The following is a 25,880-nucleotide window of genomic DNA, read 5'->3' as shown; positions in this document are numbered from 1 at the left end:
ATCATATCATATTATAGTATTACAATATCACTGGCATTGGCTATCTCCAGGTTATGTTGTTTAGCATTTTTACTAATTGTACTTGATGAAACTTTGGCCAAAGCAACGGCCACAATGTTATTTTCTTCATCAATAATTTCAAATATTTCGCCGTTAGCGAAATTAACCTCAATTGATTTTACACCAACTGCAAGTAAGCTTTTTCTTTTCCTGATTGCTTCGCTTGCTCCTGCATCAACCTTAAGTCTGCCGGTTACCAAACTTCCGCTTGCAAGCCATTTATTTCTTGCAGATATAGAGCAGTCTTTAGGTGTACATATAGTGCCCGATTCTCCTTTTGCCGCTTTAAGTATGCCATCAGGTGTTCTTACACCAAAAATAACAACCTTAATTCCCATGGTAGAGGCAAGATTAGCAAAAGTTAGTTTAGAGATCATTCCTCCTAATCCAACTTCCGATGTATTCTTGTTGGCTAAAGAGAAAACATCATTATTAATAGAATCTATTTTATCTATTACGTTACCTTCCTTGTCTAGCACACCAGGTACAGAGGTTCCTAAAAGAATAAGTGAAGCACCAAACCCGACACCTAATAAAGTTGCAAGTTCGTCATTATCAGAGAATTTTAGCTCTAAATTACTTACTACGTCGTTTTCATTGGCAATTGGTATTACACCATTCTTCCATAATTCTTCATAAGTCTCTTTTAATTGGAGAAACTGAGTCCTATTAGAGAAGTGTTGTCTTTCGCATAAACTTTGGGCAATAGAAATATTGTAGGGCTTAAAATGTTTTGAATAAGTACTCAATAATAGCGGGTTTCCTATTGACGCCGCTGCTTTTCTTTCACTGATTTTACCTTTGTAGTTCTTAATGAACTTCTTTCCGGCAGCAACAGCACCCGAAGAAACCAGTATTAAATGGTGATTATTAGCAAGTTCTGCCACTTGCCTGGTTATATCTGCAATTATAGCCTCATCAATTTCCCCTTTAGGGGTAGTAATTGAGGCTGAACCTAATTTCAAAACAAGTATAGACTTGGTCATTTGTGGTTTTATAGTTTATTTGGCTTGAAAATCCGAAAATAGATAAATTACGGCGTATCTCGTAACTATAGAATAAAAAAACCTCCTAATTATTAAATAAAGAGGAGGTTTCAGGAATAAGTTTATCTAAAAATTCATTAGATCAAAGAAGCTTCCAAACTAATCTCCACATTATATGCTTTACTTACGGGGCATGTAGCTTTAGAACCCGCTGCTATTTCCTGAAATTTAGCGTCGTCAATTCCGGGTATCTGAGCTTTTAGCACAAGGTGGGAAGTAGTAATCACCCCGTTATCTAGAGTTACTGTGGCTTTGGTTTCTAAAGAAGTAGGATTAAAACCAGCTTCAGTTAAATCTAAGCTTAGTTTCATAGTGAAACAACCTGCATGGGCAGCAGCCATCAGTTCTTCAGGATTGGTCCCAATTCCATCGGCAAAGCGACTATTGAATGAATATTGAGTTTTATCAAGTACTTTGCTGTCGGTTGTAAGGTTGCCTGAACCTTCTTTAATAGTGCCATTCCAAACGGCTGTTGCATTACGTTTCATTTCAATTAATTAAGGTGATTATTAAAAGGTTTATTTTGTTTTATCGCGGTTTTTATTCAATTTAATCTTAATCTTCCCATCTTCGCCATCAGTTGCTAGTAAATGTAGCACAATTCCCTTCATCCTTCGTTCTCTTTTTTCCTTTTTATCTGTAATGTCTGCATCTTTTTTAGGATTTCTTAAAGGGACATCTAACGTAATATTGGTTCCTGTTGACATAGAGTATACACCCGCAATATCCATATTTAGTAAACTTGAATTAATTTGCATTGGGTTGATGGTAATCTTTTGTCCACGTACATCAAACTTTCCATTCAGGTTGGTAAAAGTAATATTGTCGAGATCTCTAAAAGGAAAGGCAAACTTACCTACACTCTTTATAGGTTCAAAGCTAAGCAAGGCACCTTTTTTTAAATCAAAAATAATCGTTCCATACAATGAATTAGGTAGTAAATTACCTTTATCACTTATAATACCTGAAATGTTTGTTTTAGATGATAAAAACCCTCTTAGGTTCTTAGAGGTAAGTGTTTTCATTCCAAAGTTATCAAACGAGTAAAAGAAGTTTTTAATGTCTACATTATTAAGTACACTATTCAGTTTAAAATTATTGGTGCTGCCCTTTTGAGCAATACTCCCATTTACAGAGACTGAGCCACCTGCATGTTTAACGCTCACATTTTTAATAGCGATGCCATTTTCCGAGAGCAGCAAATCAGCATTTGCATTGGTTGCTAAAAACTTATTGTAATAAATCTTGTCGACTTTCAGACTCATATTTACCTGACTCTTTTCAAAGAGCTCGTTTAGGTTCTCAGAAAAATTAGATTGTTTACTTCTCTTTTTTGCTTTGGGCTTTCTTGTGCCCAGAAAGCCGATGAACTCCCCTAAATGGATTTGGGGGCTTCTTATTTTCCAGTTCAACAATATTTTTTCTGGATCTGTGTAATAAAGGTTTAAGAAATTGCTTACCGACCCTTCCATAAACACCACACTCTTGCCGCTTTGTAAACGAATGTTTTTTATATAAAGATCATGATCTGTAAAAGTTAACGAAATAGCCGTATTCTTAAAATTCACCTTGCGGGGAACATAACTAACATCCGCATTTTGAATATCTATTAAACCTTTAACAAAGGGTTTTGTGAGTTTAAAGTCTACAATGTCTGCACGATAAGCAAGCTTTACATTGGCAGTACCTTTACCAAATTTAAGCATCTCCTCTCCTATAATGTTATTAAGCTTGGCTATTTCAAATTGTGATTTAAATATCCCTGTCGCAATTGGTTTGTCCAGATTGTTGATGAACGCAGTATCAATGGAGAATGGTATTTGCGCATAGCTACCTTTAAAACTAAATAGCTTAATTGCTGAGTTTTCATCACTGATGCCCTTACCAGTAATATAGCTATTGGTAAATACACCGGTAAAATTACAGTCATCTACAACGCCGCCGGGAGTTGTCAGTATGTTATCTTTCACCAATGCTTTTACATTTATAGATGGGTCCCCACCAGGCCCCATATTTCCAGCCAACGTACAGTAAACATGAATGGGTTGCTTAAGATCAAACATGTTAAGCTTGGCGGTAATATTAGGAGCTAAAAGAGCCGAGGCATTACGCCACAAGATGTTCTTAGTTTCAATATTGATGGTGAAGTCTGTGTTTTCCTTAGAAGTATCAAACTTAGCTCCTATTATAAATGGATCTTTACCAATATTTAAAGTATTTGGTGCTACCAATACAATACCTGAATTATCATTATAGCTAATTTTAAATGGTCCTTCTAAAAGTTTATCTTTAATAAAACTTCCTCTTCTGGTATTAAAAGCTAAACTTTTGGCTAGTGTTTTCAGTTTAATCTCTGCATCCCAACCACCTAATAGCGGATAGTCCATATTGCCTTTTAAATCATAAATATCAAACTGGAATAGCTTATGTCCTTTTTTATTATCTACTACAAAGCTGACGTTGTTTAAAGTGAACTTTCTTATTTCTGTAGATGATTGACTATCATCTTTTGGCTTTTTAGTTTTGTCTTTCTTTCTAAAGATTGAGGTGTTGCTATATCCATTACTATCCGTAAAAAGGTATATCTCGGCATCATTAATTCCAATTTTTTTGATTTCTATAGTGCCTTTAAGCAGCGATAATGTATTTACGGCTACCTCTAATTCTTTAGCTCTTAAAAGCGTATGCTGATGGTTTTTCCATAGGCTATCTTTCATTACTACGTTTTTCAGACTAATGGATACTCCCGGAAACCCACGTAAAAAGGTGGGATCCATACTTTCAATTGTAAGTGCACCACTGAGGTTTTTATTGAGCTTTTGAGTAATAGTTTGGAGCAGACTCTTTTTATTTGAATTGACATATAAAGCGAGTGCAGAGAAAATAAGGAGAACTAGCCCTATAAGGACTCCTAGTACTTTGAGTGTTATTTTAGACCAGCGCGGCATTTTTCTGTTTATAGTCAAACGTTTAAATTATAAAAATTGTTTTTAAGACAGATGGTATCTAGGCTTGGGTTTACTTTATTTTCCAGTTATAGTCGTAATAACCAGCTACCTTCACCTCATCTATACCCGATTTAAGCATATCTAAACGATACACCATATAATCTGGAAATCCGCTTCCACCTGCAAAATACTGATTAGCTAAAGCCGCATTCATTCCTTTTAAGCCGCTTCCTGCTACTACAGAAACTGTATTTGATTCAGTATTCTTTATTGGCCATACAAAGTATGCTGCCAGATCGTCTCCGGTTAATGTGTTTCCTGCAACCCTTATCGTATTTGTACTCACCTGAACAGGGCAATCTTTTAATAAGAGTTTCCATGCTAAATTAGTATTTTCGTTACCATAGATAACAACGTTCCTATCTTTATAAATACGTGTAGAATACTGCTTGTCAGCAATAATATCAACTGCCCCATTTCCCCTATAGTACCAGGTTTCTGCATCAAATCGAGCTTTATTTACGCTCCATTCATTCTCTTGTTTAGTTCCAGCCGTGCTGTATACAAAGACCATCTTTTTGTTAAAGCCGTCTTTAAAAGTGCCATACCTATGTGGCCCTTTCTCGGATGAATTAGGGACAGAAGTTATTTGCCAATTGCTATCTGCTTTTAACAGATAGATTTCATCTGTTGCAGTTTTGGTTGTGTAGTTAACTGCATTTAGGCTATCAAGTGTAATAGTAACATTTTTGCCCGCAGTAAAATCATTTAAGCTTATTTTCAGAAGCCTCACATTTTGAGTGCTGCCTGTAATTTTACCCGTATTTCTATTTCTTTTAAATTGAATCCTGCTGTATTGCAGTGGAACTGTTTGCTGATGAATGGTAGCCCAGTAATAAGAAGATGAGATGCCAGGACTAGCGGTAGTGAAATCTATTGTATTCACGGAGGTGTCAACAGGTTTACTGTGCCATTTAAAATATTCAAAAAGTGGATTCCAATCCACACTTTCATTTCCGTACCAGTGTGAACCGTTAGGATATTCGTAATAACTGAAATCCTGATGAAACTCTGCCAAGGTATTTCTCATCGAACGGGCATAATTAACTGATACAGTGCGATCAGCATCGCCGTGAAGAATGTATACGCCAAATGATTTGTAATTGTTTTTAAGCTTAAATACATCACTTTGATTACTTGCACTAAGTAGGATATTGCCTATGGCTGATGAACTGCTGTCAGGAATTAATCCATCTGCAGAGCCGTAACCTTTCAGTGTTGGATAACCGGCACATGGTGCAATACCGGCCCATTTATCGGGATAAGTTGCGCCTAGAAACCAAGTGCCATGCCCACCCATAGAATGGCCGGTTAGGTAAATGCGCTGAGGATTTGGTTTAAATCTACCCTTTGCCAGTTGCAGTACTTCCAGTGCATCAAGTCGACCCCAATCTTCCCAGTTAAAACCTCTAGGTCTACGATTTGTTGGAGCCACAAGGTTTCCCCAATCTTTAGATTGATATGCTCTGGCCTGCCCAATTGCTTCTACTCCTGCCCCATGAACTGAAAAGAACAATGCCGAACCAGGCTCGTTTGTCCCAGTTTTAGGTGCAACAGCATAATACTGAAGACTACCATCTATACTACTTACAAAGGTATTCATGTATTTTTCTGAAGATGGATCAGCTATCTCTACAACTACCTTATTCTCATCAATTGTTTTATTTCCATTTATTAAGTAAAGTTTACAATCTACTTTGCTCTTTCCCGATACTCCTTCACTATTAAACTGAAAGATTACTTTTCTGGTAGACATTGCTGGAATTGGGGGTAACGAGGAAATCATTTCTTTCCCTTCTAGATTACTTTTTAAACTATAGTTTGTCAGTTCCTTTTGGGTAGAATTGATTACCACAACCGCTCCCTGTAATCCGTTGTTATTGTCTCCATTTACTATGCTTGGAAGTGTTGCGTCCTCTGTGTTTAAAAGAATAGGTTTATTACTAAAAATTAGGCTTGCTGTTAAGTTTTGTCCACGCACATAAAATTCATTCAACCCCTTCTTTAAGTTTACGGGAATATACATCCAACCAGAAGAGTATGGGTCTCCTGCATGAAGTACACCATTCACAAAAACAGCACTGTTCCCTTTGATATTTAACAAAGTCGTTTTCTCCTGATCTGAATTATAAGTCAGGTATATATACCCTCCGTTAAAAGATCTGCTTCTAAATCTCCCAGCCGTATCGACAGAAACCTTAAGCCATTTCATTTCTGCTCCGTTACTGTTAGTGCCAAATACAGTATCCGCAGTCGGCTGCTTAAGTGTATTAGTGAAAAGTTGATAGGCTAAGAGGTCAGTGTAAAGAGCTTCCCTTCCATACTTATGGACATTATTCAATAATAGTCCTTCAGTAAATTTGTAGACATTTTGGGAAAAAGCCGTATTAAATAGCAATAATAATGGAAATATCAATTTCCATCTGAGAACTAGGGTGTTTTTCTTCATTCTAAAGAGGTTTGCGGTACTCTAAAATACAAAAAAAACACCTTAACTTATGTTTAAGGTGTTTTTTTAGAACGTAACATCTTTAATAGATCAAAACATTTTTTTATGCAGTTTTTAAACTGAGTGCATGTGTAGTTTGAATCCTGATTTCATCCGTTAGCTGGGCATTTCCGTTTAATGGCTGACCATAAGATGGAATCATGCTCTTAAGTTTTTTCTGCCATTCTTCAGTTTTTAATTGATCACCAAAACAACGCTCCATTAAGGTAATCATAATAGAAACAGCTGTTGAAGCACCAGGAGATGCGCCAAGTAAAGCTGCAATTGATCCGTCAGCGGCAGTAACTACCTCAGTACCGAATTCAAGTACACCGCCATGTTTTTCATGTTTCTTAATTACCTGAACACGTTGACCTGCTGTTTCAAGTTCCCAATCTTCAATTTTAGCAGCAGGTAGATATTCTCTAAGAGCAGCCATACGGTCTTCAGGAGACTGACGTACTTGATCAATTAGGTATTTAGTTAACTGTAGGTTATCTAAACCTGCAGATATCATAGGTCTGATATTGTTGATTTTTATAGAAAGAGGTAAATCTAACAAAGAGCCATGTTTTAGGAAACGGGTAGAAAAACCTGCGTAAGGTCCAAATAAGAGTGCCTTTTTACCATCAATCATTCTCGTGTCAAGGTGAGGTACTGACATTGGAGGAGCTCCAACAGATGCCTTTCCGTATACTTTTGCATTATGGCTCTCAATAACTTCAGGATTAACACATTTAAGCCATTGTCCACTTACAGGAAAACCACCAAATCCATTACCTTCAGGAATACCCGCCTTTTCAAGAAGTGGTAAAGAACCGCCACCAGCACCAATAAACACAAACTTAGCTTTTACTACTCTTTTCTTACCTGTAGTTTCATTTTTAACCTTTACTTCCCATAAACCGTCTTTTTGTTTCAGTTTACGAACTTCATGATCAAAATGCATGCTTACTTTTTCTTTCTTCTGAAGATAGTTAAACATCATTCTGGTTAAGGCACCGAAGTTTACATCGGTACCAAGCTCCATTTTTGTTCCTGCTACTTCCTCTTCCGGATTCCTGTCGTTCATCACTAAAGGCATCCATTCAGCAAGCTCTTTTGGATCTTCAGAAAAGCTCATTCCCTTGAAAAGGTCACTCTTTTGAAGGTTATTATATCTTTCTCGTAAAAACTCAACGTTGTCTTTACCCCATACAAAACTTATATGCGGTATGCTTTTGATAAACGTCTCTGGAGAATCAACAATTTTATTTCTTACTAAAAAAGACCAAAACTGTTTAGACACTTCAAAAGATTCAGCTATTGAAACAGCTTTTTTGGTGTCTACTGAACCATCAGCAAGTTGTGGAGTGTAGTTTAATTCACAAAAGGCTGAGTGCCCGGTTCCTGCATTATTCCATGCGTCAGAACTTTCAGCGGCTGCCACGTCCAATCGCTCAAAAATTTCAATACTAAGATCCGGCTGCAATTCCTTAAGTAATACACCCAAAGTTGCGCTCATAATACCAGCGCCAATTAATACAACATCTACAGTACTATCTGATTTGCTTTTACCAGTCATTTTTTGAAATTTTTTGCAAAATTACGATTCCTAATCAAATTATCCACTTAAACTCTAAAGCTGTTTTTAATTATATTGCGTTTAATTTACATTACCTATTGATTTTTTATTAAAAACAACCTGAATTATGTCAGAATCACGATATCCGCAATTAGAAACACTAAAAAAACTTAGATTATTTATTTTAAATACCATCAAAGATTTAACTGTGGAGGAGCTAAATAAGATTCCCAACGGATACAGCAACAATATAATCTGGAATATAGCACATCTTGTAGCTGCTCAGGAAGGAGTTTGTTATATGAGAAGTGGACAATCAACAAACATTTCTATTGATTTTTTTAACTCTTATAAGCCCGGTAGTAAACCAGAAAGGAATTTGACTGAAAAGGAAATTGAAGAGATAAAACAACTTTTGCTTACATCTGTTGATCAGTTAGAGATCGACTTAAACCAAGATAAATTTGTTAATTACAAAGGCTGGACTACCAGGTATGAAGTAGAAATGAACAATATTGAAGATGCCCTTAACTTTTTACCATTTCACGAGGGGATGCATCTTGGATATATCATGGCGCTTAAGCGTAATCGAGATATTTAAATTAATTATTATGAGTATTCAATCAATTAATCCGGTTAACGGAAAAATAATTAAAAACTATAAGGAGCATACCTTAAAACAGATTAATAAAAAGATTGAAACAACACACGATGCCTGGTTACAATGGCAAACTACAAGTTTTTCTGAAAGAGCTTCTTTGTTAACTAAAGTATCAGAATTACTTATAAAACGTAAGGAAAAACTTGCAGCATTAATGGCTATCGAAATGGGGAAACCTATTAAAGATGGTATAGCTGAAATTGAAAAGTGTGCATCAGTTTGTAACTATTATGCAGATAATGGAGAAGAATTTTTAAAAGATGAACTGATTAAAACTGAAGCATCCAAAAGTTACGTGAGTTTTAGGCCATTAGGGCTTGTTCTTGCGGTAATGCCCTGGAATTTTCCTTATTGGCAACTATTTAGGTTCCTTGCTCCTGCCCTTATGGCTGGCAATTGCGGTTTGCTAAAACACGCCTCCAATGTGAGTGGTTGTGCATTAAGCATCGAACAGATCATCAGAGATGCAGGTTTCCCCGAAAATATTTTTCAAGTTCTTTTAATCAACAGCAAAGTTGTTAAAGAAGTGATTGCTCATCCGTTTATAAAGGCTGTCACTTTAACAGGAAGTACTGAAGCAGGTGTTCAAGTAGCACAACAAGCGGCACAGCTCCTAAAGAAAAGCGTACTGGAGCTTGGAGGTAGTGATCCTTACATTGTTTTAGAAGACGCCGATTTAGAGCAAGCAGCAGATATCTGTGCTCAAAGCCGGCTTATAAATAATGGTCAAAGCTGCATTGCCGCTAAAAGATTCATTGTTGTAAAGGGAGTAGAGAAAGAGTTTGTAAGGTTATTTAAAGCAAAAATGGAAGCCCGTACAACGGGTGATCCTTTTGATGAACGTACTAATCTAGGTCCTATGTCGAGATCAGATCTTCGGGATGAGTTGCATTTGCAAGTACAGGAGAACATTAAAGCTGGTGCTAAATGTATCCTTGGTGGAGAAATCCCCCGTTTTAAAGGCCGGCATGCTTTTTATACTCCTACTATTTTAACAGGCATTAAAAAAGGCATGCCTGCTTATCAAGAGGAAATTTTTGGGCCGGTTGCTTTAGTTATTTCAGCAAAGAATACTGATGATGCCATAAGAATAGCTAATGATACACCATTTGGTCTTGGTGCCGCCGTATTTACTGAAGATGGATCTTTAGGGGAAGAGATAGCAAAAACGAAACTAAATGCTGGCTCTTGCTTCGTAAATTCTTTTGTTAAGTCTGATCCCAGATTGCCCTTTGGCGGTATCAACCAATCTGGGTATGGTCGTGAATTGGGAGTGTTTGGAATTAGAGAATTCGTTAACATTAAAACCGTTTATATTAAATAGGACTTAAGGAGACTTAAAATACTTTGGCTTAAATACCACCTTATTTTGGCCGTTATTGCCTACTATAATTAGTATAACAGAACTTAACTTTGAGTAACCTAAAAACACTACAATGAAAAACTTTGATTGGACCTCATTTACATTAAAAATTTTAGTAAAAGCAAGTTTAAGTGATATTTATAACTCCTGGACAAAGAGTGCTGAAATAGAAAGATGGTTTTTAAAAGACGCAACATTTACCGATGCCGAAGGAAATAAGATAAATAAAGATGAGCAAGTTAAGAAGGGTTATAGCTATAAGTGGATCTGGCACCTATATGATGATGTAGCAACGGGCAAGATCACTGAGGCTAATGGTTTAGACTTTATTCAGTTTACCTTTGAAGGCGAATGCCTTGTTGATGTAAAGTTATCAGTTCAAAAGGACTACGTTCTCGTTGAACTTACACAGAAAAATATCCCTACGGATGATAATAGCAAGCAACATATTCGCTTGGGATGTCATAATGGATGGTCATTCTATCTGATTAATTTAAAATCTATTTATGAAGGCGGCCTCGATCTTAGAGGTAAAGATCCAGATTTTAAGCCAATGCTTAATAGCTAACGGCATTTAGTCTCATTTATCTATCAGTAACAGAATCCTGTATTATCATGAAAATCTCACATTATATATTTATATATAAATATATGTAGTCAACTACGTACTTTAGAACATAAATAAGAATATATGAGTGCTTCAATATTAATAGAACCAATTTACAACAACTACTGTGCGCGAATTATAGACATTATCCTTCCAATTCAACAAATCGAATTTGGAGTACCAATCACACTTGAAGGACAGCCAGATCTTTTAGATATAGAAACAAATTACCATAAAGATGGTGGTGGTTTCTGGGGCGCTTTAAGCAACGAAGAATTAGTAGGTACGATAGCATTAATTAATGTTGGACACAATACCGGTGTGATCAGAAAGATGTTTGTTAAAAAAGCTTTTAGAGGTAAAGAACTAAATATTGCCCAAAATTTACTTGAATCATTAATTGATTATTGTAAACAAAAAGGCATTACTGATATATACCTTGGAACGGTAGATATACTTAAAGCTGCCTGTAGGTTTTATGAAAGAAATGGTTTCCTAAAAATCGACATGGAGGATCTTCCATCCTATTTTCCAAGAATGAAAGCAGACAATACTTTTTACCATTTAGATCTAAAGCATAAAACCATTTAAATATCAACTCATGAATGTAATTAATGAATCAGGAATTCTGGCCATATCAACCAGGCTTCAACGCTTAAGCGAGCAGCTTCGCAAAGATGGTTTTTTACTTTATAAGGCACATCAGATAGATTTCGAACCCAAATGGTTTCCTGTAATTTACACCTTACATTTTAAACCGGTTTTAAGTGTTGTGGAGCTTGCTGCAGAAATTGGCTACACACATCCATCTACTATTAGCTTGTTAAAAGAACTAGAAAAACAAAAGATAATACGATCAAAAAAGGACAAGCAGGATGAACGAAAAAGACTTATTCTACTTACAGAAAAAGGTAAAAAGTTGTTAGAACAGATGCAGCCAGTATGGGACATAATGGTTTTGGCTTTAACAGAGGTGACCAATACCACAAACAACATCATGAAAGCTATTGCTGAAGTTGAACAGAAACTAGAAGAACAAAGTTTTTTGGAAAGGGCAAAAAGAATCTCGCCACCAGTTAAATAGTACTTAAGCTAACTCCGGTTCAGATTTTTTAAAGTACAAGTGTATTAGTATCATAAACATACCTATCATGATGGATACATCTGCTATATTGAATATCCCTGTTTGAAAAATTACAAAGTCGATATGTAAAAAGTCTGTAACAGATCCGTATAATATTCTATCATATAAGTTACCTATCCCTCCTCCAATTACGAAACAAATTCCTGTGAGAAATAACTTACTCATTTCAGTTTTAGTCATAACGAAATAGATACCATAACCAAGCACAAGCAGTGGTAGTAAAGAAAGTAATACAAACTTAACCGGGCCAGGTAACCAATCGCCAGAACTTAAAAATGCACCAGAATTCTCAACTTTTGTTAGTGTAAAATGATCACTAATAATTTTTATGTTCTCGTTATAGCCTACATTTTCTCTTACAATACTTTTAGTGACTTGATCGCAGCCAATGTTAAATAAAACAAGTGATAAAATTAATAGCCTGCTTAAAAGCTCTCTTGTAATCATTTGTAGGTGTTAAAAATTTGCTCAATATAATTATATGCCCCTTATTCTTAAAGATAATTTATCTTATTAACAAAAATGGTGACATACACATAACAATTTGTTGTAAAAATGTATTTAGCTGAGTAATTAAAAAAGCGAATGATCATGATACCTGATACATCCGCTTTTGCTATATGATAGATTTATTTATTTTTTGCTTTCAAAGGTGCTCTCGAAATTGATGGTATCTTTTTTATGTCCAAAGTCGCAGAATTGTATGCTTTTTTTAGGTCTAAATATCATGTAAAGCCCCACTCCAATTAAAACCAACGCAGTTGTATATTGAGAGATATCAAAAAATATAAGATCTTTTAATGTAAATACACCACCAAGTATCACAAAAAACACCCAACCACCTGCTTTAAAGTTTTTCCTGTATCCAATTAATAAACCAAAAGCCAGGAAAAACGTATGCCAGCTTAAAACCCAGAAAGGAATACTAAGGCCAATGTTTCTTAATAAAAAGATAGCGCCAATTACAAGTAAAAAGATTCCCATTCCGAAATGGCGATTTGATCTGTTGTTGTTATTTAGAGTTTCCATAGCTTTTTTTCTTCAAAACTACTCCGTAAAACAACGCTCATCAATGCTTAAAAGCTGTGTTGCAGAAAACTGTCGGTAAATAGCCTTTATAATTCGGTAAGATAATCTTACTACTGCTCCATAAAGGAACCTTGTTTGTTTAGCAGCTCAAAATACTTATCCAGGTTTGTACCTAAAGACTCTTCAAACGAGGCCTTTAAATCCTCAGGCTGTGGATGCTTGTTTTTCCATTTATCGAAATAATGTCTAAATGCGGCATCCATTTTATCTTTACCCACTGAAGACTCAAGTATGTAAAGCCACAATGCTGTTTTTACATAGGAGGTCATACTGTAATCATCAGAAGAAGTAAATTTGTCAGAAGGGGTTTCAATAGCCGACTTCATTGGAATACTGGCCATTGCGCTATAAGTCCGCGCTAAAAATTCCTTTTCAGGTAATGCTTTCACCTCAGCGGGAATTGCATCCCCAAAAATTGAATTTGATCGGTATTTTTCCGCTTCATATCTGAACTGGAAATAAGTGTTTAAACCTTCGTCCAACCAGGTATGTTGCCTTTCGTTACTTCCAAGCATGCTCATAAACCAGTTGTGGCCAATCTCATGAGCAATAACACCATCTAAGGCCTCTTTTTTAGCATCAGGACTGGTTATTAATGTGATGGTTGGATATTCCATACCACCGCTTGCATTGTTAGCTGGGCCTTCTACCACCTGTACAACAGGATATTCATACTCGCCAATCCAGTTGCTGTACTTTTTAACGGCATCTTTTGTGTAGTCGATACTGTTGGTCCAAAGTGTTTCTTTTTTATTGTGATAGTAATTAAAAGCATCTATTACTTTACCTGATGCTAGCTTTACAGTATCGTACTGAATCACAAAATTCTTATCCGCAAACCATGCAAAGTCTGGAACGCTATCAATTCTATATGTTAATTTCTTGGTGGCATTTTTACTTATAGGCTTGTAAACTGTAGCTTCTCCTGTCCTATTGGCCACATTTTTTGCTCCAATATTTTTATATAAAGCAAGCTCATCTGCATTTTGCATTACTCCGGTTGCCCCAACAACATAATCTGAAGGAACAGTTATATTTACGTTAAAAGAAGCGTAGTCACTATAAAACTCTCCCATATCAAGATAAGGAAACTCATGCCATCCATTTTTGTCAAAAACAGCGGGCTTAGGATACCATTGACAAACCATAAATTCTCCATCAGCAAAACCAGATCTCGAAAAATAAGAAGGTAATTTTACTTTAAAATCAGTAGTTATAGTAACCGAGTCGCCTGGTTTTAAAGGCGATTTTAGCTTTACCTTTAGGATGTCAATATATTGAGGATTAGAATGAGCTTCAGTTTCTGCTGTTTTGCCATTTACCTTAAAATTTAGGCCTTCAATACTCCCGTAGGTATAATTCTCTAATTTTTTTACCCGGGATGTATCACTTTTTATTTGTTGGAACAATGCGGTCGATTCCTGCTTATAAGCGTTTGGCCATATGTGAAACCAAATAAAGTCAAGTTCAGAAGGTGAATTGTTTTTGTAAACTATCGTTTCAAATCCCTTTAGCGATTTCTCTTTGTCATTAAGGGAGACATCAATATTATAACGTACGTGTTGTTGCCAATACTTATCCTGGGCAAAAGCTGTACTGGTTAAGCAAAAGAATAAAATTATAAGGTATTTTCTCATCGGTATGTAGTCTTCTTTTTATTAAAATTTTAAATATAGTATTCTGCTTTGTTTTAGCAAGCACATCAGGGTGAACGCATTAAAATTTCACTTAGTATTATCACCATTTCTTCGGGCCTGCTTGCACCTGCTCTAATCAGTTTAAGTCAAAAGGTCGACAGGCAATTGTCCATTAAAGGACTGTTAAAGGGTTATTGGTCCTATAACAGTCCTTTAATTTCCGTATATCCATCATTTTGCAATACTGGCTGGGCCAAAGCCACCTACCGGCCAGTACAGAGTTGCTATTGTTTTTATTGCTTTTTCTCATAGATGAAATGTGGTTAAAATAAAAATGGACCGTGTCGCAATTTCGACTTTATGTCGCTTTATGACGCATTTGTCGTTTTTTGAGCCTTTATACATTCTCGAAATAATAGTCAGCTTAGCCTAAATGCATTAACAAGTTATTAGTTTAAGCAACTATTTTAATGAGTTTGCCCTGGCAAGTACATGCGGTTACATCAAAAGTTAATTCAATTAATTAACTATATATAAATGGTATAAAACTTAAAGCCATAGGTTTTGTTCTAGATAGTGATTACCAATATAAATAGCAATATGAAAAATTATTTAGCAATGGCCGTTATCACAATAATGGCATTCTTCACTTCATGTTCAGCCACAAATGAAACTGTGGTAGCAGAAGCAAAACTGGCAACAACAGCTGATGCCAAGGAAATAGGAACGGCAAAATTCTACAAGTTAAAAGATGGAAAGATGAGGATGGATTTGGAACTTAATTTTCCTGCAAGAGCTGATAGTACCGTAGCTGTACACTTTCATGAACATGGAGATTGTGGCGATATGGGAAACAATACTCATGGCCACTGGAATCCAACCAATGAAGCGCATGGCAAATGGGGATCCGCTGCATATCACTCAGGAGATATCGGAAATATTCAATTGGATAGCAAAGGACATGGTTCTATTTCGGTTACTACTGATAGGTGGAGTATAGAAGAGAATGACGTAAAAGACATCATCAATCGTGGCATTATAGTTCATGGCGGAACAGATGATTATACAACTCAACCTACAGGGAATTCAGGACCCAGAGTTGGTTGCGGTGTAATTGTTAAACTGTAAAACATCCGTTTGAGTAGGAAGATCAAATCCTCCTACTCAATTTTAACCTTGTCTTACAGAGTTAAATTCTGCTAAAATTTCATGGTAAATTATTACAACCAAATCGATTATAAATTGTTATTCTAATACACAAACTTATAAATCATGAAAAAAATATTGTTTCCCGGCAGAATAGCAGTCTTTCTCCTGTTTGCCATGTTGTTAAATGCTTGTAATAGCACTAAGATCATTTCGTCGTGGGCTGATCCTCAGGGAACAATAGATAAATCTAAAAAAGTCCTTGTAATTGGCTTAATGGGCGCTAAAGATAGGAGTCTAAAGGAAAATGTTGAGAATGTAACGGTACAAAATCTACAGGCACATGGTATCAATGCAGGCTCCGCACTCGCTGAATATGGACCAAAAGCTTTTGAAGGTTTAAGTGAAGCTCAGGCTTTAATGAAAATAAGAAACAAAGGATACGACGGTACATTTACCATTGCATTGCTAGATAAAACCAAAGAAAAAAGCTACAATCCAGGTTCTATGACTTATTGGCCTAGAACATACCGCTTTTGGGGATACTACCATACCATGTACGCTAGGGTTTATGAGCCAGGATACTATACAGTAACCAATAAATTTATACTTGAGGCTAATTTCTACAGCTTAGACAACGAGAAATTGATTTACTCGGTTCAAACCAAATCACTTGACCCATCAAGTCCACAGGCACTTGCAACAGATTTTAACAAACGCTTATTTGAAGATATGATCAAAAAAGGAGTAATTAAACAATAGGAGGATATCATCATGAGAACATTTCCAGTTAGATTTAGGAAAGCGAGTATGGAGCTGGATGTACTTGTAACTTCATCAGATAATTGTCAGAAATTTAAGATAGAGATGGTTACAGGTGAACCAGACCCAATTGTGCTTAATAAGGCTAACGGGAAATGGACTATAGAACAACCCGGTTCGCGACATTTACCTCCTGAAGGTTATGCGGATCTGGAAAATGCTATTGATACTTATTTAAAGAAAAATCCCTAGCTATTGTAGCTCCTACCGGCAAATTCTTGGGTGTACATTTTAAGATTTTTTTTCAGTATACCTCTTGCCATATGTATTCTGGTTTTTACAGTACCAATGGGAACATGAAGCATTTCTGATATTTCATGGTATTTAAACCCTTCAAAGTATTTAATAAAAGGGGTTAAATATTCCGGCTGAAGCTTTTTCATTGCATTGTGAATATCCTCCATCATGAATTTATTCTCACCAGTATTACCTGTTGCGCTGTTTTGCAGTTGAGATACCGGAATTTCTTCGTGTGTAGAAATGAATGACCTTGTCTTTACTCCTCTTCTATAACTATTTATGAAAGTGTTTTTCATTATAGTATACAACCACCCTCTAAAATTTGTACCATCTCTGAATTTTCTGGAGTAGCGCATTGCTTTAAGCAATGTGTCCTGAACCAGATCATTAGCGTCCTCATAATCTTGAGTGAATTTAAAAGCGAAAGCTTCAAGTGCGCCTTGATTAAGGCTAAGTTGGTGGTTGAAATCAGTAGTATTCATTATAGGAATGATTTAAGAGGGTGACTACTATTTAATTCATTGTAACAAAATATTTGAGTGTGAGTAATATACGTCAAAATACGTACCAAAATTAATGTAACTCGCTGGTTTTTAAAAACTTCTAAATTACCTGATTCTAATCGTGATCAAGGAATTCCATACCTAAAGGTGTTATGGATGCTGAATGCTGTACGCTATGCCTGTTGATTGTTATAAAACCCAGCTCTTCAAGTTCTTCATACTGTTCTTCCATTCCGCCCAGTATTGAAGAACTTACTTGCTGGTCAATAATCTCTAGTAATGATTTGATATCTTCCTTTTCCATGGTTAGTACAATTATAGATTTCTTTAAACATCTACTTAAAGATACTAAAAACCATTTGTTTTTTTATTAGGAAATATTTTTGTTTTTATAATGGATTTCTGGTTGATTTCTAAGGGTTTCTGCAGCCGCTTCGGGTGTAATATCACGTTGTGGATTGCCTAACATTTCATATCCTACCATAAATTTCTTGATGGTTGCTGAGCGTAAAAGCGGTGGATAAAAGTGCATATGCCAATGCCACTCTGCATGATCGCCATCATTTACCGGCATTTGGTGCATACCTGCCGAATAAGGAAATGAAACCTGAAAAAGGTTGTCGTACCTTACTGTTAAGTTTTTAAGTGCTACAGCTAGGTCTAATTGCTCCTCCTCTGCAAACTCCAGTATACTTCTTACATGTCTTTTGCTGATAATCATGGTTTCGTAAGGCCATACTGCCCAAAAAGGAACCAATACAACAAAGCTATCGTTTTCAAAAACTATTCTCTTTTTCTCCTTTAATTCTACTTTTAGATAGTCTGTAAGTAGACTTTTTCCATTTACTTGAAAGTATTTCTTCTGGTTAGTGGTCTCTTTATGAATCTCAAGAGGAATACTATTTTGGGCCCAAATTTGGCCATGAGGATGCGGATTACTGCATCCCATAATATCTCCTTTGTTCTCAAATATTTGAATATGCTTAATTGCAGGATTTTCGCTTAAGGTCTTAAATTCTTCAGCCCATAGCTCTACGATTCCTTTTATCGCAGAAACCTCAAGCTCAGCGAGGGTTAAATCGTGACGTGGCGAAAAGGCTATAACCCTGCAAACTCCCGACTGACTTTCGGCTTTAAGCAAGCCACTAATTGATATTTCGCCAACCGGAGTATCTGGCAATAACGCTGAGTAATCGTTTGTAAAAGCAAAGTTGGTGGTGTAATCAGGATTTTTGCTGCCATCGGCCCTTTCATTGCCGGCACACAGATAACAGACCGGGTCATGTTGCGGTCGGTTGTCGGCAGGCAGGGATTCTACCTTCCCCTGCCATGGACGTTTTGTACGATGCGGAGAAACTAAAACCCATTCTCCGGTTAAAATATTTAATCGCGTGTGCGGATGTTCATTTAAATCAAAATTGATACTCATTGTGGTGTTTATTCGATGTAATTTGTTTGGTTAGGGCTAATTTACTTGGCTTCTTCTATTTTTAATATTACACTGGTTCTCGATGAATTTACATCAGGATTGAATCCAATCTTCATTAAGAAATCTCCGGTGTAAAGCTTGTTCTTATCTATTGATGAAGTTGTACCCGGATAAAGGTTGATCTCCTCAATTTTGTATTTCTTAGTGGCATCAAGTCCTTTTAACAAAATCGGTAAGCTACTGTTTACACCATATCTGTAGTTTACAAGGTAGTTGAAAATAACACCCGAAGATTTGCTTTCATTGATATACGCCATTGAAGCAACACTTGATTCTTTAGGGTTCGATAAACGATACTGATCGCCTTGCCAGATAATTGATTTTATATCATTGTAGGTTGTAATGGCATCCTGACAATATTTAAGATCGTCGTCTTTTAAATGACTAACCACAATATCAAAGCCTAATTTACCCATCATAGCAACATCTGTACGGAATTTGATAGGTTGTTTACCCCAATCTGTTACGTGATTTGAACTGGCTATTGCAGGATAAAAATAAGAATATTCCCACTGCATAAAAATACGCTCAAGAGGGTCTGTATTGTCACTTGGCCAGAACTCAGTGAAGTATTGCAAAGCAGCATAGTCTACCCTACCGCCACCACCAGAACAAAGCATCATAGGAACTTTAGGATATTTAGCTCTAATTCTCTCTAATACTTTATACAAGCCTCTTACATACTCAATATAAAAGTGTGATTGGTTTTTAAGTGTAGCAGAATGAGCGTTGTAAATAACCGCATTACAATCCCATTTAATATAAGCTAAATCTGGGTTTTTAGTGAAAAGATCCTCAACCACACCATAAACAAAGTCTTGAACTTTAGGATTAGTTAAATCAAGGACCAATTGGTTTCTGAAATAATACTCATCTCTTTTAGGTTGTTTAATTACCCAATCAGGATGTTTTTCGTACAATTGACTTTTAGGATTAACCATTTCAGGCTCGATCCAGATACCAAATTTTACACTGTTATTTTGAGCTTCTTTTACTAAAGATGATATTCCATTAGGAAGTTTTTCTTTGTTTTCTTCCCAGTCGCCTAATCCGGCGCCATCACCATTACGAGGATATTTGTTGGCAAACCATCCATCATCCAATAAAAATAGATCTACACCTAATTTTTTTGTGTCTTTTAAAAGACCGGCAAGTTTGGTTTCGTTAAAGTCGAAATAGGTAGCTTCCCAGTTATTCAATAAGGTTAATCTTGTGCCTTTACCATCAAGAAGTTTGTGGTTTCTGGCCCAGTTTTGTAGGTTTCTGCTCGCTACACCTTTACCTTGAGTAGATAATGTATACAAGAAAACAGGTGTAACAAACTCTTCATTTGGCTTAAGTGTATAAGGTGAAGCATAATTGTTTATACCTGAAATAATACGAAGATTATCCTGATAATCAACTTCCAGGTCAGTACGGAAGTTTCCGCTGTACTCTAAAGCGCCAAATAATACTGTACCCTCATCTTCCGTAGCAGGTTTGTTTACCGACACCATGAATACAGATGGCTGGAAAAGGTTAGCTCTTGTACCTAACTTAGTATCCAAAGTTTTGATGCCATGGGTGAGTTTCGATTCTTCTGACTGCATTTCTTTAGCCCAATCTCCATGGTATTGGTTCAAATAATAACTTGCTCCTTTTACATGAAGATTTGCTGAAGCATATTTATGTAGTGTTACATTGCCTTTTTCGCCATGTTTAATTGATGACCATTGCTCTACTACATCTTCTTTGTAGTATGTTTTGTAATAAAGTGTAACAGTAAAATTGTAGGCTGGGTCTTTTAAGATGATGCTTAACAAGGATACATCATCATTTATCTTCTTTAAATCGTGACTAATATATTTTAAATCTAAAGAGTTATTACCATCTGCATGAGTAACCGTAATAGCAGGTTCTAATAAATTTCGTGAACCTGATGAGGTATATGCAGAATTAAGCATTCCGGTGTAATCCGGAGCTTGCTTAAATACACCCATTACCTGACCATACTCGCTGCTATTGGATAGTTTTTTACCAAAATATACTGTTCCTAAATCTTTATTCGCATCTGCCTGTAGTATTAAGGCATTATTTTGTGTTTCAATTGGGATGATGGTTTGTGCTGTTAGCCTATCGGGGCTTAAGAATAGACTCGCTGAAAGCACTGCAACCGATGCGTAAGCGGGAATTGAGGGTAACTTTAGTCTCATGTTTTAAAAAATATTTGGTGTTAGGTTGTATAATTAAAATGCTGCTTAACCATATCTAAATGAAGCCTTGCTCCTAGATGCTCTGCATCAAGTTCAAGGGCTTTTAATAGTGCGGCACTAGCATTTTCAAATTTTGCAAGGCCAAGATAACCTAAACCTTGCAGAAAATAGCAATGAACTTTATTTCTAATGTCTAGATCATCTTCGAATATTAATAGGTTTGGTAGTGAAACTGCAAAGTAATCTATCTTTACAACATCATTAATATGTTGACTACCATAGTCTATTAGCTTCTTAAATATATTTTCGGCTTTAGTGGTATTGCCTATTTTTTTCCAGGCTAATCCCTGATAAAAAATCTTGTCGGGTTGCTGATCGTTGTAAAACATAGCGGCCGAAGGTTCATCAAGCCCTTTTGTGGTTTTATCAAAATAGTCATTGGCATTTTTCTGGTCATCTAAGCCTTCGTATGCACAACCTAACCAATAGAATATGTCGTTTTCTTGTGCTCCATAAAGCTTTCCTTCACCGAGGTTATGAGGATAAGTTTGAGCCTCATTCAACAAGGCAATAGCCTCTTTATAAGATTCATGTTGTATTTTCTCTTTTGCAAGTTCAATTAGACTACATACATACTGGCCTGAAGCTTTACCCTCGCCACCCTCCCAGGGGTGGAATTTATGTTGCATCAGCAACTCTAAGGCCTTTTCATTCTCGCCAAGAAAATTATAAATTGATACTAAATCCAGATAAACGTCATCTCTTTGAAGAGCAACATCCAGATTTTTTTCCAAAAAGCTTAAACGTTCTTTAGGGTTTCTGTTTAATCTTTTATAGAGTTGATGCAACTCCATGCATAAACGATCGTCCTTAGGATCTAATTCAAAAGCCTTTTCGAAACAGGCCAAAGCTAGTTCCTGATTATTGCGCTTGTTAAAATAAGCTATTCCCAGGTTTCTTAACGCAGTTGGGAAATTACCCTCTAATTCAACTGAAGCTTCCCAGTAAGCTATAGCTTCATTATACTGGCGTTTATCATAAAACAAGTTTCCAAGATAATAAGGAGCTTTAGAATCTGTTGGATTTAACGCTATGGCTGTTCTTAATACATTTATTTCTTGTAATCTGTTTGGGAAACATAGATAAGATTCGGCTTGAGCAGCAGATTTGAAATTATCAATTGCCTTTTCCGTCTGTGCTAATTTGTGGTTAAAATATCCAAGGTAGTAATAAACCAGCGGGTTTGTCTCTACTCCTTTTATGGCATAAGAAAGTAAATCAATAGCTTCTTTAAATAACCCGGCTTCCGCATAATCTATTGAATATTCAATAAAGTTTTGCTCATAACCTCTGGCCAAAGTAAGTAGTTCTTTTAAAGATCTCTCTTCATTCTGCACATCATTTAACAACCTGCAAACACATACTTTTTCAAATAGCGCACCTAAGTTAAAGGCGTCTTTTTCAAGAGCAAGATTAGTTGTTCGGATGGAAAGATCTGCCTGATTTAGCTTTCTATACGCTGCAGATTTGATCACATAGGCCTTACTATTATTGGCATTGTTATCTATAGAGTGGTTAATGTGATCCAAAGAAAGTTCATAGTTTTCTTTAATCATATCAATCTGTGCTACTGAAAAATAAGCACTGTCTTTGTAAGCTTTATTCCAGGTGGATTTATAAAATACTTTATAGGCTTCTTCCAGTTTATCTTGAAACTTAAGACAAAGCCCAAGGTTATAATATGCTTCGCAATCATAAGGATTTGGATTTCGCTCAATGCTCGTTTCTATTGCTTTACGGAAATAAGGTTCGCTTTTTTCAAACTGACCTCTTCTTAAATACCAAAGTCCAAGCGCGTTGTTATTTCTTATATCTCCTGGCTCTCTTTCAAGTGCTTTTTCATAATAAGGAACCGGACTATAAGTCGCATGTCTGTATTGTTCTAAATGCTGTCCTGTTAAAAATAACTGTTCGTTACTTGTAATTTCATCAGGAGCCAATGCAGGTTTTGCAGGTTCTGGAATCTCGTTAACCTTATTTTTTGAAGGCTCATAACGCAGTAATTCGTGCCCCTTTGCATTATTGATAATAAGCAATAATTGATTCTCGTTAAAACTGTTGTCAACCTCTATTTCCCTTATATATACTTCTAAAGGAGTTATTGTGGCTGCCGCTTCAAAGTAGCTTTTGTTACCATAACTGAGCTTTATAGCTAAGTCTCGCTGTACAAATGTTACCTGAATTTTTAATTCAACTATATTCTCTTTCTTATTAATAGACAATAGAATATCCTTGCTTGCATTCTTAATCACCCCTAATTCACGATAAGGCATAAAGTATTGCGTAAACGATTTTTCTTCGTTAGGCATCAGCCACGTAAAATCAGGCTGGTTATCAGTAAACATACCCGTCATCAATTCAATGTAAGGGCCGTCTTCATCGGTCAGGTTCCTATCCCAGGCTACCCCAAAATCACTGTGCCCCCAGGTCCATTGTTTTTTACCCGGCGAAACATGGTGGTTAGCCACATGCAATAAGCCACCTTTGCTATCATGCTCATACCCGCCCACAAAATCGTAATCAGAGTTAATGGCCATGTAAGAAGTTGGCACCGGAATGTTTTTGTACATAGATATGTCAGTACCTGGAGAATAGTCTACCTTGTAATATGTTCCCGTAGCAATTGGAAAAGTTGATACATCACGTTTTCCATGGTCAAAAACAGCATTTACATCTGGTGGAAAAACAGACTGGTAATAATCATTCACCTTCACTGCTGGATTTGCCCACCATAAAAAAGTTTGTGGCAGAGCCGATCTGTTTAACAATTTGGCTTTAATTTCTATATATGCTTTATCTGGATGAAGGGTAAAACCAGCCATTCCCTTGGTATGAAACATCTGTTCAACCTCGTTAACCCAAACGGTCTTACTGCCATCGCTATTTTCTTCAATCTTATAATCAATGGCATTAAAAGTAGTGGGCCTATGATGTTGAGGCCAGTTGAACTCTATACCGCCAGAAATCCATGGGCCTGTTAAACCTACTAATGCAGGTTTAATTACCTGATTGTAATAAATGAAATGCCTTTCTTTTATTTTATCGTAAGCCATCTGAATACGTCCTCCTAGTTCTGGAAGGATCATCATTTTGATATAGTCGTTTTCCAAAAATAGGCCTACATATTCTTTATCAGTCTTTTCATCAAGTATTTTCTCTACAACCGGATTAGGATAAACCGCGCCACTACTTCCCTGATAAATTCTCTTTTCAAAGAACATAGGGTTTTTATTAGGCTTGCCAGTACCATAAGTTGGTATGGTAACTTTTTCTTCCCAAACGCTTACGCTCATGCTTTTCATTAGAAATGATTTTTGTAATTATATTATTGATTGTTGTTATGTCAGATAGCTTTTTGCTAATGTCTTGCGAAGTTTCCTTCAAGTTCTTCCAATGTTTGTCCCTTTGTTTCTTTAACTCTTTTATTGATAAACAGGAAGCCTAAAAAGCAAATACCTGCATACAAATAGAATGGACCAAACGTACCTAGCTTCTTAGCTAATATTGGAAAGGTGAATACAAGGATGAAATAGGCTCCCCATAATGATATAATTGCTACTGAGGAAGCTGCCCCACGTATTTTATTTGGAAAAATCTCTGAGATCAGCACCCAGGTAACCGGAGCCAATGAGATTGCATACATGCTAATTGCCAATAATACGAAAATAGATACAAGACTTGCCGGAAACTGATTTTGAAGTAAAAATGCCAGTATAATATACACAATTGATAAACCTAACGATCCAATAAGCATAAGTGGTTTTCTACCTAACTTATCAACCTGCCACATCGCTAACAAAGTAAACACAAGGTTTACGGCACCAATAGCAACTGTTTCAAATAATTGTCTGTCGAGGTTTGCTCCAACGGATTCAAATATAGTTGAGGTATAGTTGAACACTACATTAATGCCACATAGTTGCTGAAACACTGCTAATATAATACCTACAATAACTGCAGGTCGAACACTCTTTTCAAATACGGCTTTGTAGGATTGCTTTTTTACTCCAACAAGTGATTTTTCGATATCTGAAAATGTTGTGGTTACAAAAGATTCTGAACCTAATTTTAACAAAACTGTCTTGGCTTTTTCGGGATAACCTGCCTTAACTAACCATCTTGGGCTTTCTGGCAACCACAATACCCCAATTAGAAATATTACGGATGGAACTACGCCTAATCCAAACATCCAGCGCCATGCATCAGGACCGGAATCAGCCAAAAAATAATTAACCAAATTGGTAATCAAAATACCTATAACAACTGTTAATTGGTTAATTGCTACGTTACGCCCCCTTACGTTAGCAGGTGAAATTTCAGCTATATACATTGGGCACAGCATTGAGGCCATACCAACTCCTATACCTGCAATAAACCTCATTACAACAAACAGGGTTAAGCTCGATGCAAAAGCGATACCTATTGAAGAGAGTGCAAAAATTAACGCAGCTATCATTAAACCGGGCTTGCGACCATAGCGGTCGGCAATACTTCCTGCGAACAAACACCCAACTATGCAGCCTAGCGCAAGTGATCCGGTTAGAAAACCTTCCCACCATGCATCAAGCATAAATTGAGTTCTTAAAAAGGGTAATGCACCCGATATTACTGCAAAATCGAACCCAAACAAGTAACCACCCAGGGCTGAAATAAAGGATATACCGATGATGTATTTGTGATTAAAGATTAGTTTTTCAGTGTTCATTTAGGTTAATAATTTGGTTGGTTAAAATTGTCTATTATATCACTACAGTCAAATAG

At 36.3% G+C, this 25,880-nt stretch carries 22 protein-coding genes; 8 read left to right on the top strand and 14 right to left on the bottom strand.

What is annotated here, in order from left to right; genetic code table 11:
* Positions 1–11: 11 nt before the first annotated feature.
* The 5 genes from proB to J1905_RS05935 form a co-directional block, all read right to left on the bottom strand.
* Positions 12–1,046 carry a glutamate 5-kinase gene (gene proB, locus J1905_RS05955; RefSeq protein WP_214226312.1) on the bottom strand — a complete coding sequence of 345 codons (1,035 nt, stop codon included), beginning with the start codon at positions 1,044–1,046 and terminating at the stop codon, positions 12–14.
* A 137-nt stretch (positions 1,047–1,183) separates the two neighbouring features.
* Complete coding sequence (locus tag J1905_RS05950) at positions 1,184–1,594, bottom strand: OsmC family protein (protein WP_214226311.1); 411 nt, start codon at positions 1,592–1,594, stop codon at positions 1,184–1,186.
* Between the two features lie 30 nt (positions 1,595–1,624).
* Positions 1,625–4,054, bottom strand: a complete 2,430-nt coding sequence (locus tag J1905_RS05945; protein ID WP_214226310.1) for an AsmA family protein — start codon at positions 4,052–4,054, stop codon at positions 1,625–1,627.
* A 70-nt stretch (positions 4,055–4,124) separates the two neighbouring features.
* Entirely contained in the window at positions 4,125–6,563 is a 2,439-nt protein-coding gene (locus J1905_RS05940) for a prolyl oligopeptidase family serine peptidase (RefSeq protein WP_214226309.1), read from the bottom strand.
* A 103-nt stretch (positions 6,564–6,666) separates the two neighbouring features.
* Complete coding sequence (locus tag J1905_RS05935; protein WP_214226308.1) at positions 6,667–8,166, bottom strand: malate:quinone oxidoreductase; 1,500 nt, start codon at positions 8,164–8,166, stop codon at positions 6,667–6,669.
* A 127-nt stretch (positions 8,167–8,293) separates the two neighbouring features.
* Between J1905_RS05935 and J1905_RS05930 the strand changes: the two genes are divergently transcribed.
* From J1905_RS05930 to J1905_RS05910, 5 genes are all read left to right on the top strand, one after another.
* Positions 8,294–8,767 carry a DinB family protein gene (locus tag J1905_RS05930; protein ID WP_214226307.1) on the top strand — a complete coding sequence of 158 codons (474 nt, stop codon included), beginning with the start codon at positions 8,294–8,296 and terminating at the stop codon, positions 8,765–8,767.
* Between the two features lie 10 nt (positions 8,768–8,777).
* Positions 8,778–10,151 carry an NAD-dependent succinate-semialdehyde dehydrogenase gene (locus J1905_RS05925; RefSeq protein WP_214226306.1) on the top strand — a complete coding sequence of 458 codons (1,374 nt, stop codon included), beginning with the start codon at positions 8,778–8,780 and terminating at the stop codon, positions 10,149–10,151.
* Between the two features lie 112 nt (positions 10,152–10,263).
* Positions 10,264–10,758, top strand: a complete 495-nt coding sequence (locus J1905_RS05920) for an SRPBCC family protein (RefSeq protein ID WP_214226305.1) — start codon at positions 10,264–10,266, stop codon at positions 10,756–10,758.
* 123 nt (positions 10,759–10,881) lie between these two features.
* Complete coding sequence (locus J1905_RS05915) at positions 10,882–11,388, top strand: GNAT family N-acetyltransferase (protein ID WP_214226304.1); 507 nt, start codon at positions 10,882–10,884, stop codon at positions 11,386–11,388.
* Between the two features lie 10 nt (positions 11,389–11,398).
* A complete protein-coding gene (locus J1905_RS05910) occupies positions 11,399–11,881 on the top strand; it encodes a MarR family winged helix-turn-helix transcriptional regulator (RefSeq protein ID WP_214226303.1) in 483 nt (160 codons plus the stop codon).
* Between the two features lie 3 nt (positions 11,882–11,884).
* On the opposite strand, the gene lspA is transcribed toward J1905_RS05910, so the two are convergent.
* From lspA to J1905_RS05895, 3 genes are all read right to left on the bottom strand, one after another.
* The gene (lspA, locus tag J1905_RS05905; RefSeq protein WP_214226302.1) at positions 11,885–12,388 is read right to left on the bottom strand and encodes a signal peptidase II; all 504 of its coding nucleotides are present in this window, start codon (positions 12,386–12,388) and stop codon (positions 11,885–11,887) included.
* Positions 12,389–12,574: 186 nt separating this feature from the next.
* Positions 12,575–12,970, bottom strand: coding sequence for a LiaF transmembrane domain-containing protein (locus J1905_RS05900; RefSeq protein ID WP_214226301.1), 396 nt, complete (start codon positions 12,968–12,970; stop codon positions 12,575–12,577).
* Positions 12,971–13,080: 110 nt separating this feature from the next.
* Positions 13,081–14,667 (bottom strand): M1 family metallopeptidase, encoded by a 1,587-nt coding sequence (locus J1905_RS05895; RefSeq protein WP_214226300.1) that lies wholly within the window; start codon positions 14,665–14,667, stop codon positions 13,081–13,083.
* Positions 14,668–15,267: 600 nt separating this feature from the next.
* Here J1905_RS05895 and J1905_RS05890 point away from each other — a divergent pair.
* The 3 genes from J1905_RS05890 to J1905_RS05880 all read left to right on the top strand — a co-directional run bounded on the left by J1905_RS05890 (position 15,268) and on the right by J1905_RS05880 (position 16,827).
* On the top strand, positions 15,268–15,795 hold the full coding sequence (locus J1905_RS05890) for a superoxide dismutase family protein (protein WP_214226299.1): 528 nt from the start codon (positions 15,268–15,270) through the stop codon (positions 15,793–15,795).
* A gap of 144 nt (positions 15,796–15,939) precedes the next feature.
* The gene (locus J1905_RS05885) at positions 15,940–16,575 is read left to right on the top strand and encodes a hypothetical protein (protein ID WP_214226298.1); all 636 of its coding nucleotides are present in this window, start codon (positions 15,940–15,942) and stop codon (positions 16,573–16,575) included.
* A gap of 12 nt (positions 16,576–16,587) precedes the next feature.
* Entirely contained in the window at positions 16,588–16,827 is a 240-nt protein-coding gene (locus J1905_RS05880) for a hypothetical protein (protein ID WP_214226297.1), read from the top strand.
* Here the strand turns inward: J1905_RS05880 and J1905_RS05875 are convergent.
* The 6 genes from J1905_RS05875 to J1905_RS05850 all read right to left on the bottom strand — a co-directional run bounded on the left by J1905_RS05875 (position 16,824) and on the right by J1905_RS05850 (position 25,824).
* Positions 16,824–17,357, bottom strand: coding sequence for an RNA polymerase sigma factor (locus J1905_RS05875; protein ID WP_214226296.1), 534 nt, complete (start codon positions 17,355–17,357; stop codon positions 16,824–16,826). The genes J1905_RS05880 and J1905_RS05875 overlap by 4 nt on opposite strands.
* A 136-nt stretch (positions 17,358–17,493) precedes the next feature.
* Positions 17,494–17,682, bottom strand: a complete 189-nt coding sequence (locus tag J1905_RS05870; protein ID WP_173087850.1) for a hypothetical protein — start codon at positions 17,680–17,682, stop codon at positions 17,494–17,496.
* Positions 17,683–17,748: 66 nt separating this feature from the next.
* The gene (locus J1905_RS05865) at positions 17,749–18,807 is read right to left on the bottom strand and encodes a UDP-glucose--hexose-1-phosphate uridylyltransferase (RefSeq protein WP_214226295.1); all 1,059 of its coding nucleotides are present in this window, start codon (positions 18,805–18,807) and stop codon (positions 17,749–17,751) included.
* A gap of 41 nt (positions 18,808–18,848) precedes the next feature.
* On the bottom strand, positions 18,849–21,059 hold the full coding sequence (locus J1905_RS05860) for an alpha-galactosidase (RefSeq protein ID WP_214226294.1): 2,211 nt from the start codon (positions 21,057–21,059) through the stop codon (positions 18,849–18,851).
* Positions 21,060–21,079: 20 nt separating this feature from the next.
* Positions 21,080–24,421, bottom strand: a complete 3,342-nt coding sequence (locus tag J1905_RS05855; RefSeq protein ID WP_250318013.1) for a DUF5107 domain-containing protein — start codon at positions 24,419–24,421, stop codon at positions 21,080–21,082.
* Between the two features lie 56 nt (positions 24,422–24,477).
* Entirely contained in the window at positions 24,478–25,824 is a 1,347-nt protein-coding gene (locus tag J1905_RS05850) for a sugar porter family MFS transporter (RefSeq protein ID WP_214226293.1), read from the bottom strand.
* Positions 25,825–25,880 lie beyond the last annotated feature (56 nt).

Source organism: Pedobacter sp. B4-66 (genome assembly GCF_018492665.1).
Lineage (GTDB): Bacteria > Bacteroidota > Bacteroidia > Sphingobacteriales > Sphingobacteriaceae > Pedobacter.
Note: the sequence above shows the minus strand (reverse complement) of the source record. Positions and strands in the feature narration are given on the sequence as shown.

Bases quoted from the DNA above. Each gene is read 5' to 3' on its own strand.
- J1905_RS05910 (WP_214226303.1), top strand. From the start codon at position 11,399: ATGAATGTAATTAATGAATCAGGAATTCTGGCCATATCAACCAGGCTT.
- J1905_RS05900 (WP_214226301.1), bottom strand. From the start codon at position 12,970: ATGGAAACTCTAAATAACAACAACAGATCAAATCGCCATTTCGGAATG.
- J1905_RS05885 (WP_214226298.1), top strand. From the start codon at position 15,940: ATGAAAAAAATATTGTTTCCCGGCAGAATAGCAGTCTTTCTCCTGTTT.
- J1905_RS05850 (WP_214226293.1), bottom strand. From the start codon at position 25,824: ATGAACACTGAAAAACTAATCTTTAATCACAAATACATCATCGGTATA.
- J1905_RS05935 (WP_214226308.1), bottom strand. From the start codon at position 8,166: ATGACTGGTAAAAGCAAATCAGATAGTACTGTAGATGTTGTATTAATT.
- J1905_RS05920 (WP_214226305.1), top strand. From the start codon at position 10,264: ATGAAAAACTTTGATTGGACCTCATTTACATTAAAAATTTTAGTAAAA.
- J1905_RS05860 (WP_214226294.1), bottom strand. From the start codon at position 21,059: ATGAGACTAAAGTTACCCTCAATTCCCGCTTACGCATCGGTTGCAGTG.
- J1905_RS05870 (WP_173087850.1), bottom strand. From the start codon at position 17,682: ATGGAAAAGGAAGATATCAAATCATTACTAGAGATTATTGACCAGCAA.
- J1905_RS05875 (WP_214226296.1), bottom strand. From the start codon at position 17,357: ATGAATACTACTGATTTCAACCACCAACTTAGCCTTAATCAAGGCGCA.
- J1905_RS05945 (WP_214226310.1), bottom strand. From the start codon at position 4,054: ATGCCGCGCTGGTCTAAAATAACACTCAAAGTACTAGGAGTCCTTATA.
- J1905_RS05930 (WP_214226307.1), top strand. From the start codon at position 8,294: ATGTCAGAATCACGATATCCGCAATTAGAAACACTAAAAAAACTTAGA.
- J1905_RS05950 (WP_214226311.1), bottom strand. From the start codon at position 1,594: ATGAAACGTAATGCAACAGCCGTTTGGAATGGCACTATTAAAGAAGGT.
- J1905_RS05925 (WP_214226306.1), top strand. From the start codon at position 8,778: ATGAGTATTCAATCAATTAATCCGGTTAACGGAAAAATAATTAAAAAC.
- J1905_RS05940 (WP_214226309.1), bottom strand. From the start codon at position 6,563: ATGAAGAAAAACACCCTAGTTCTCAGATGGAAATTGATATTTCCATTA.
- proB (WP_214226312.1), bottom strand. From the start codon at position 1,046: ATGACCAAGTCTATACTTGTTTTGAAATTAGGTTCAGCCTCAATTACT.
- J1905_RS05895 (WP_214226300.1), bottom strand. From the start codon at position 14,667: ATGAGAAAATACCTTATAATTTTATTCTTTTGCTTAACCAGTACAGCT.
- J1905_RS05890 (WP_214226299.1), top strand. From the start codon at position 15,268: ATGAAAAATTATTTAGCAATGGCCGTTATCACAATAATGGCATTCTTC.
- lspA (WP_214226302.1), bottom strand. From the start codon at position 12,388: ATGATTACAAGAGAGCTTTTAAGCAGGCTATTAATTTTATCACTTGTT.
- J1905_RS05915 (WP_214226304.1), top strand. From the start codon at position 10,882: ATGAGTGCTTCAATATTAATAGAACCAATTTACAACAACTACTGTGCG.
- J1905_RS05880 (WP_214226297.1), top strand. From the start codon at position 16,588: ATGAGAACATTTCCAGTTAGATTTAGGAAAGCGAGTATGGAGCTGGAT.
- J1905_RS05855 (WP_250318013.1), bottom strand. From the start codon at position 24,421: ATGAAAAGCATGAGCGTAAGCGTTTGGGAAGAAAAAGTTACCATACCA.
- J1905_RS05865 (WP_214226295.1), bottom strand. From the start codon at position 18,807: ATGAGTATCAATTTTGATTTAAATGAACATCCGCACACGCGATTAAAT.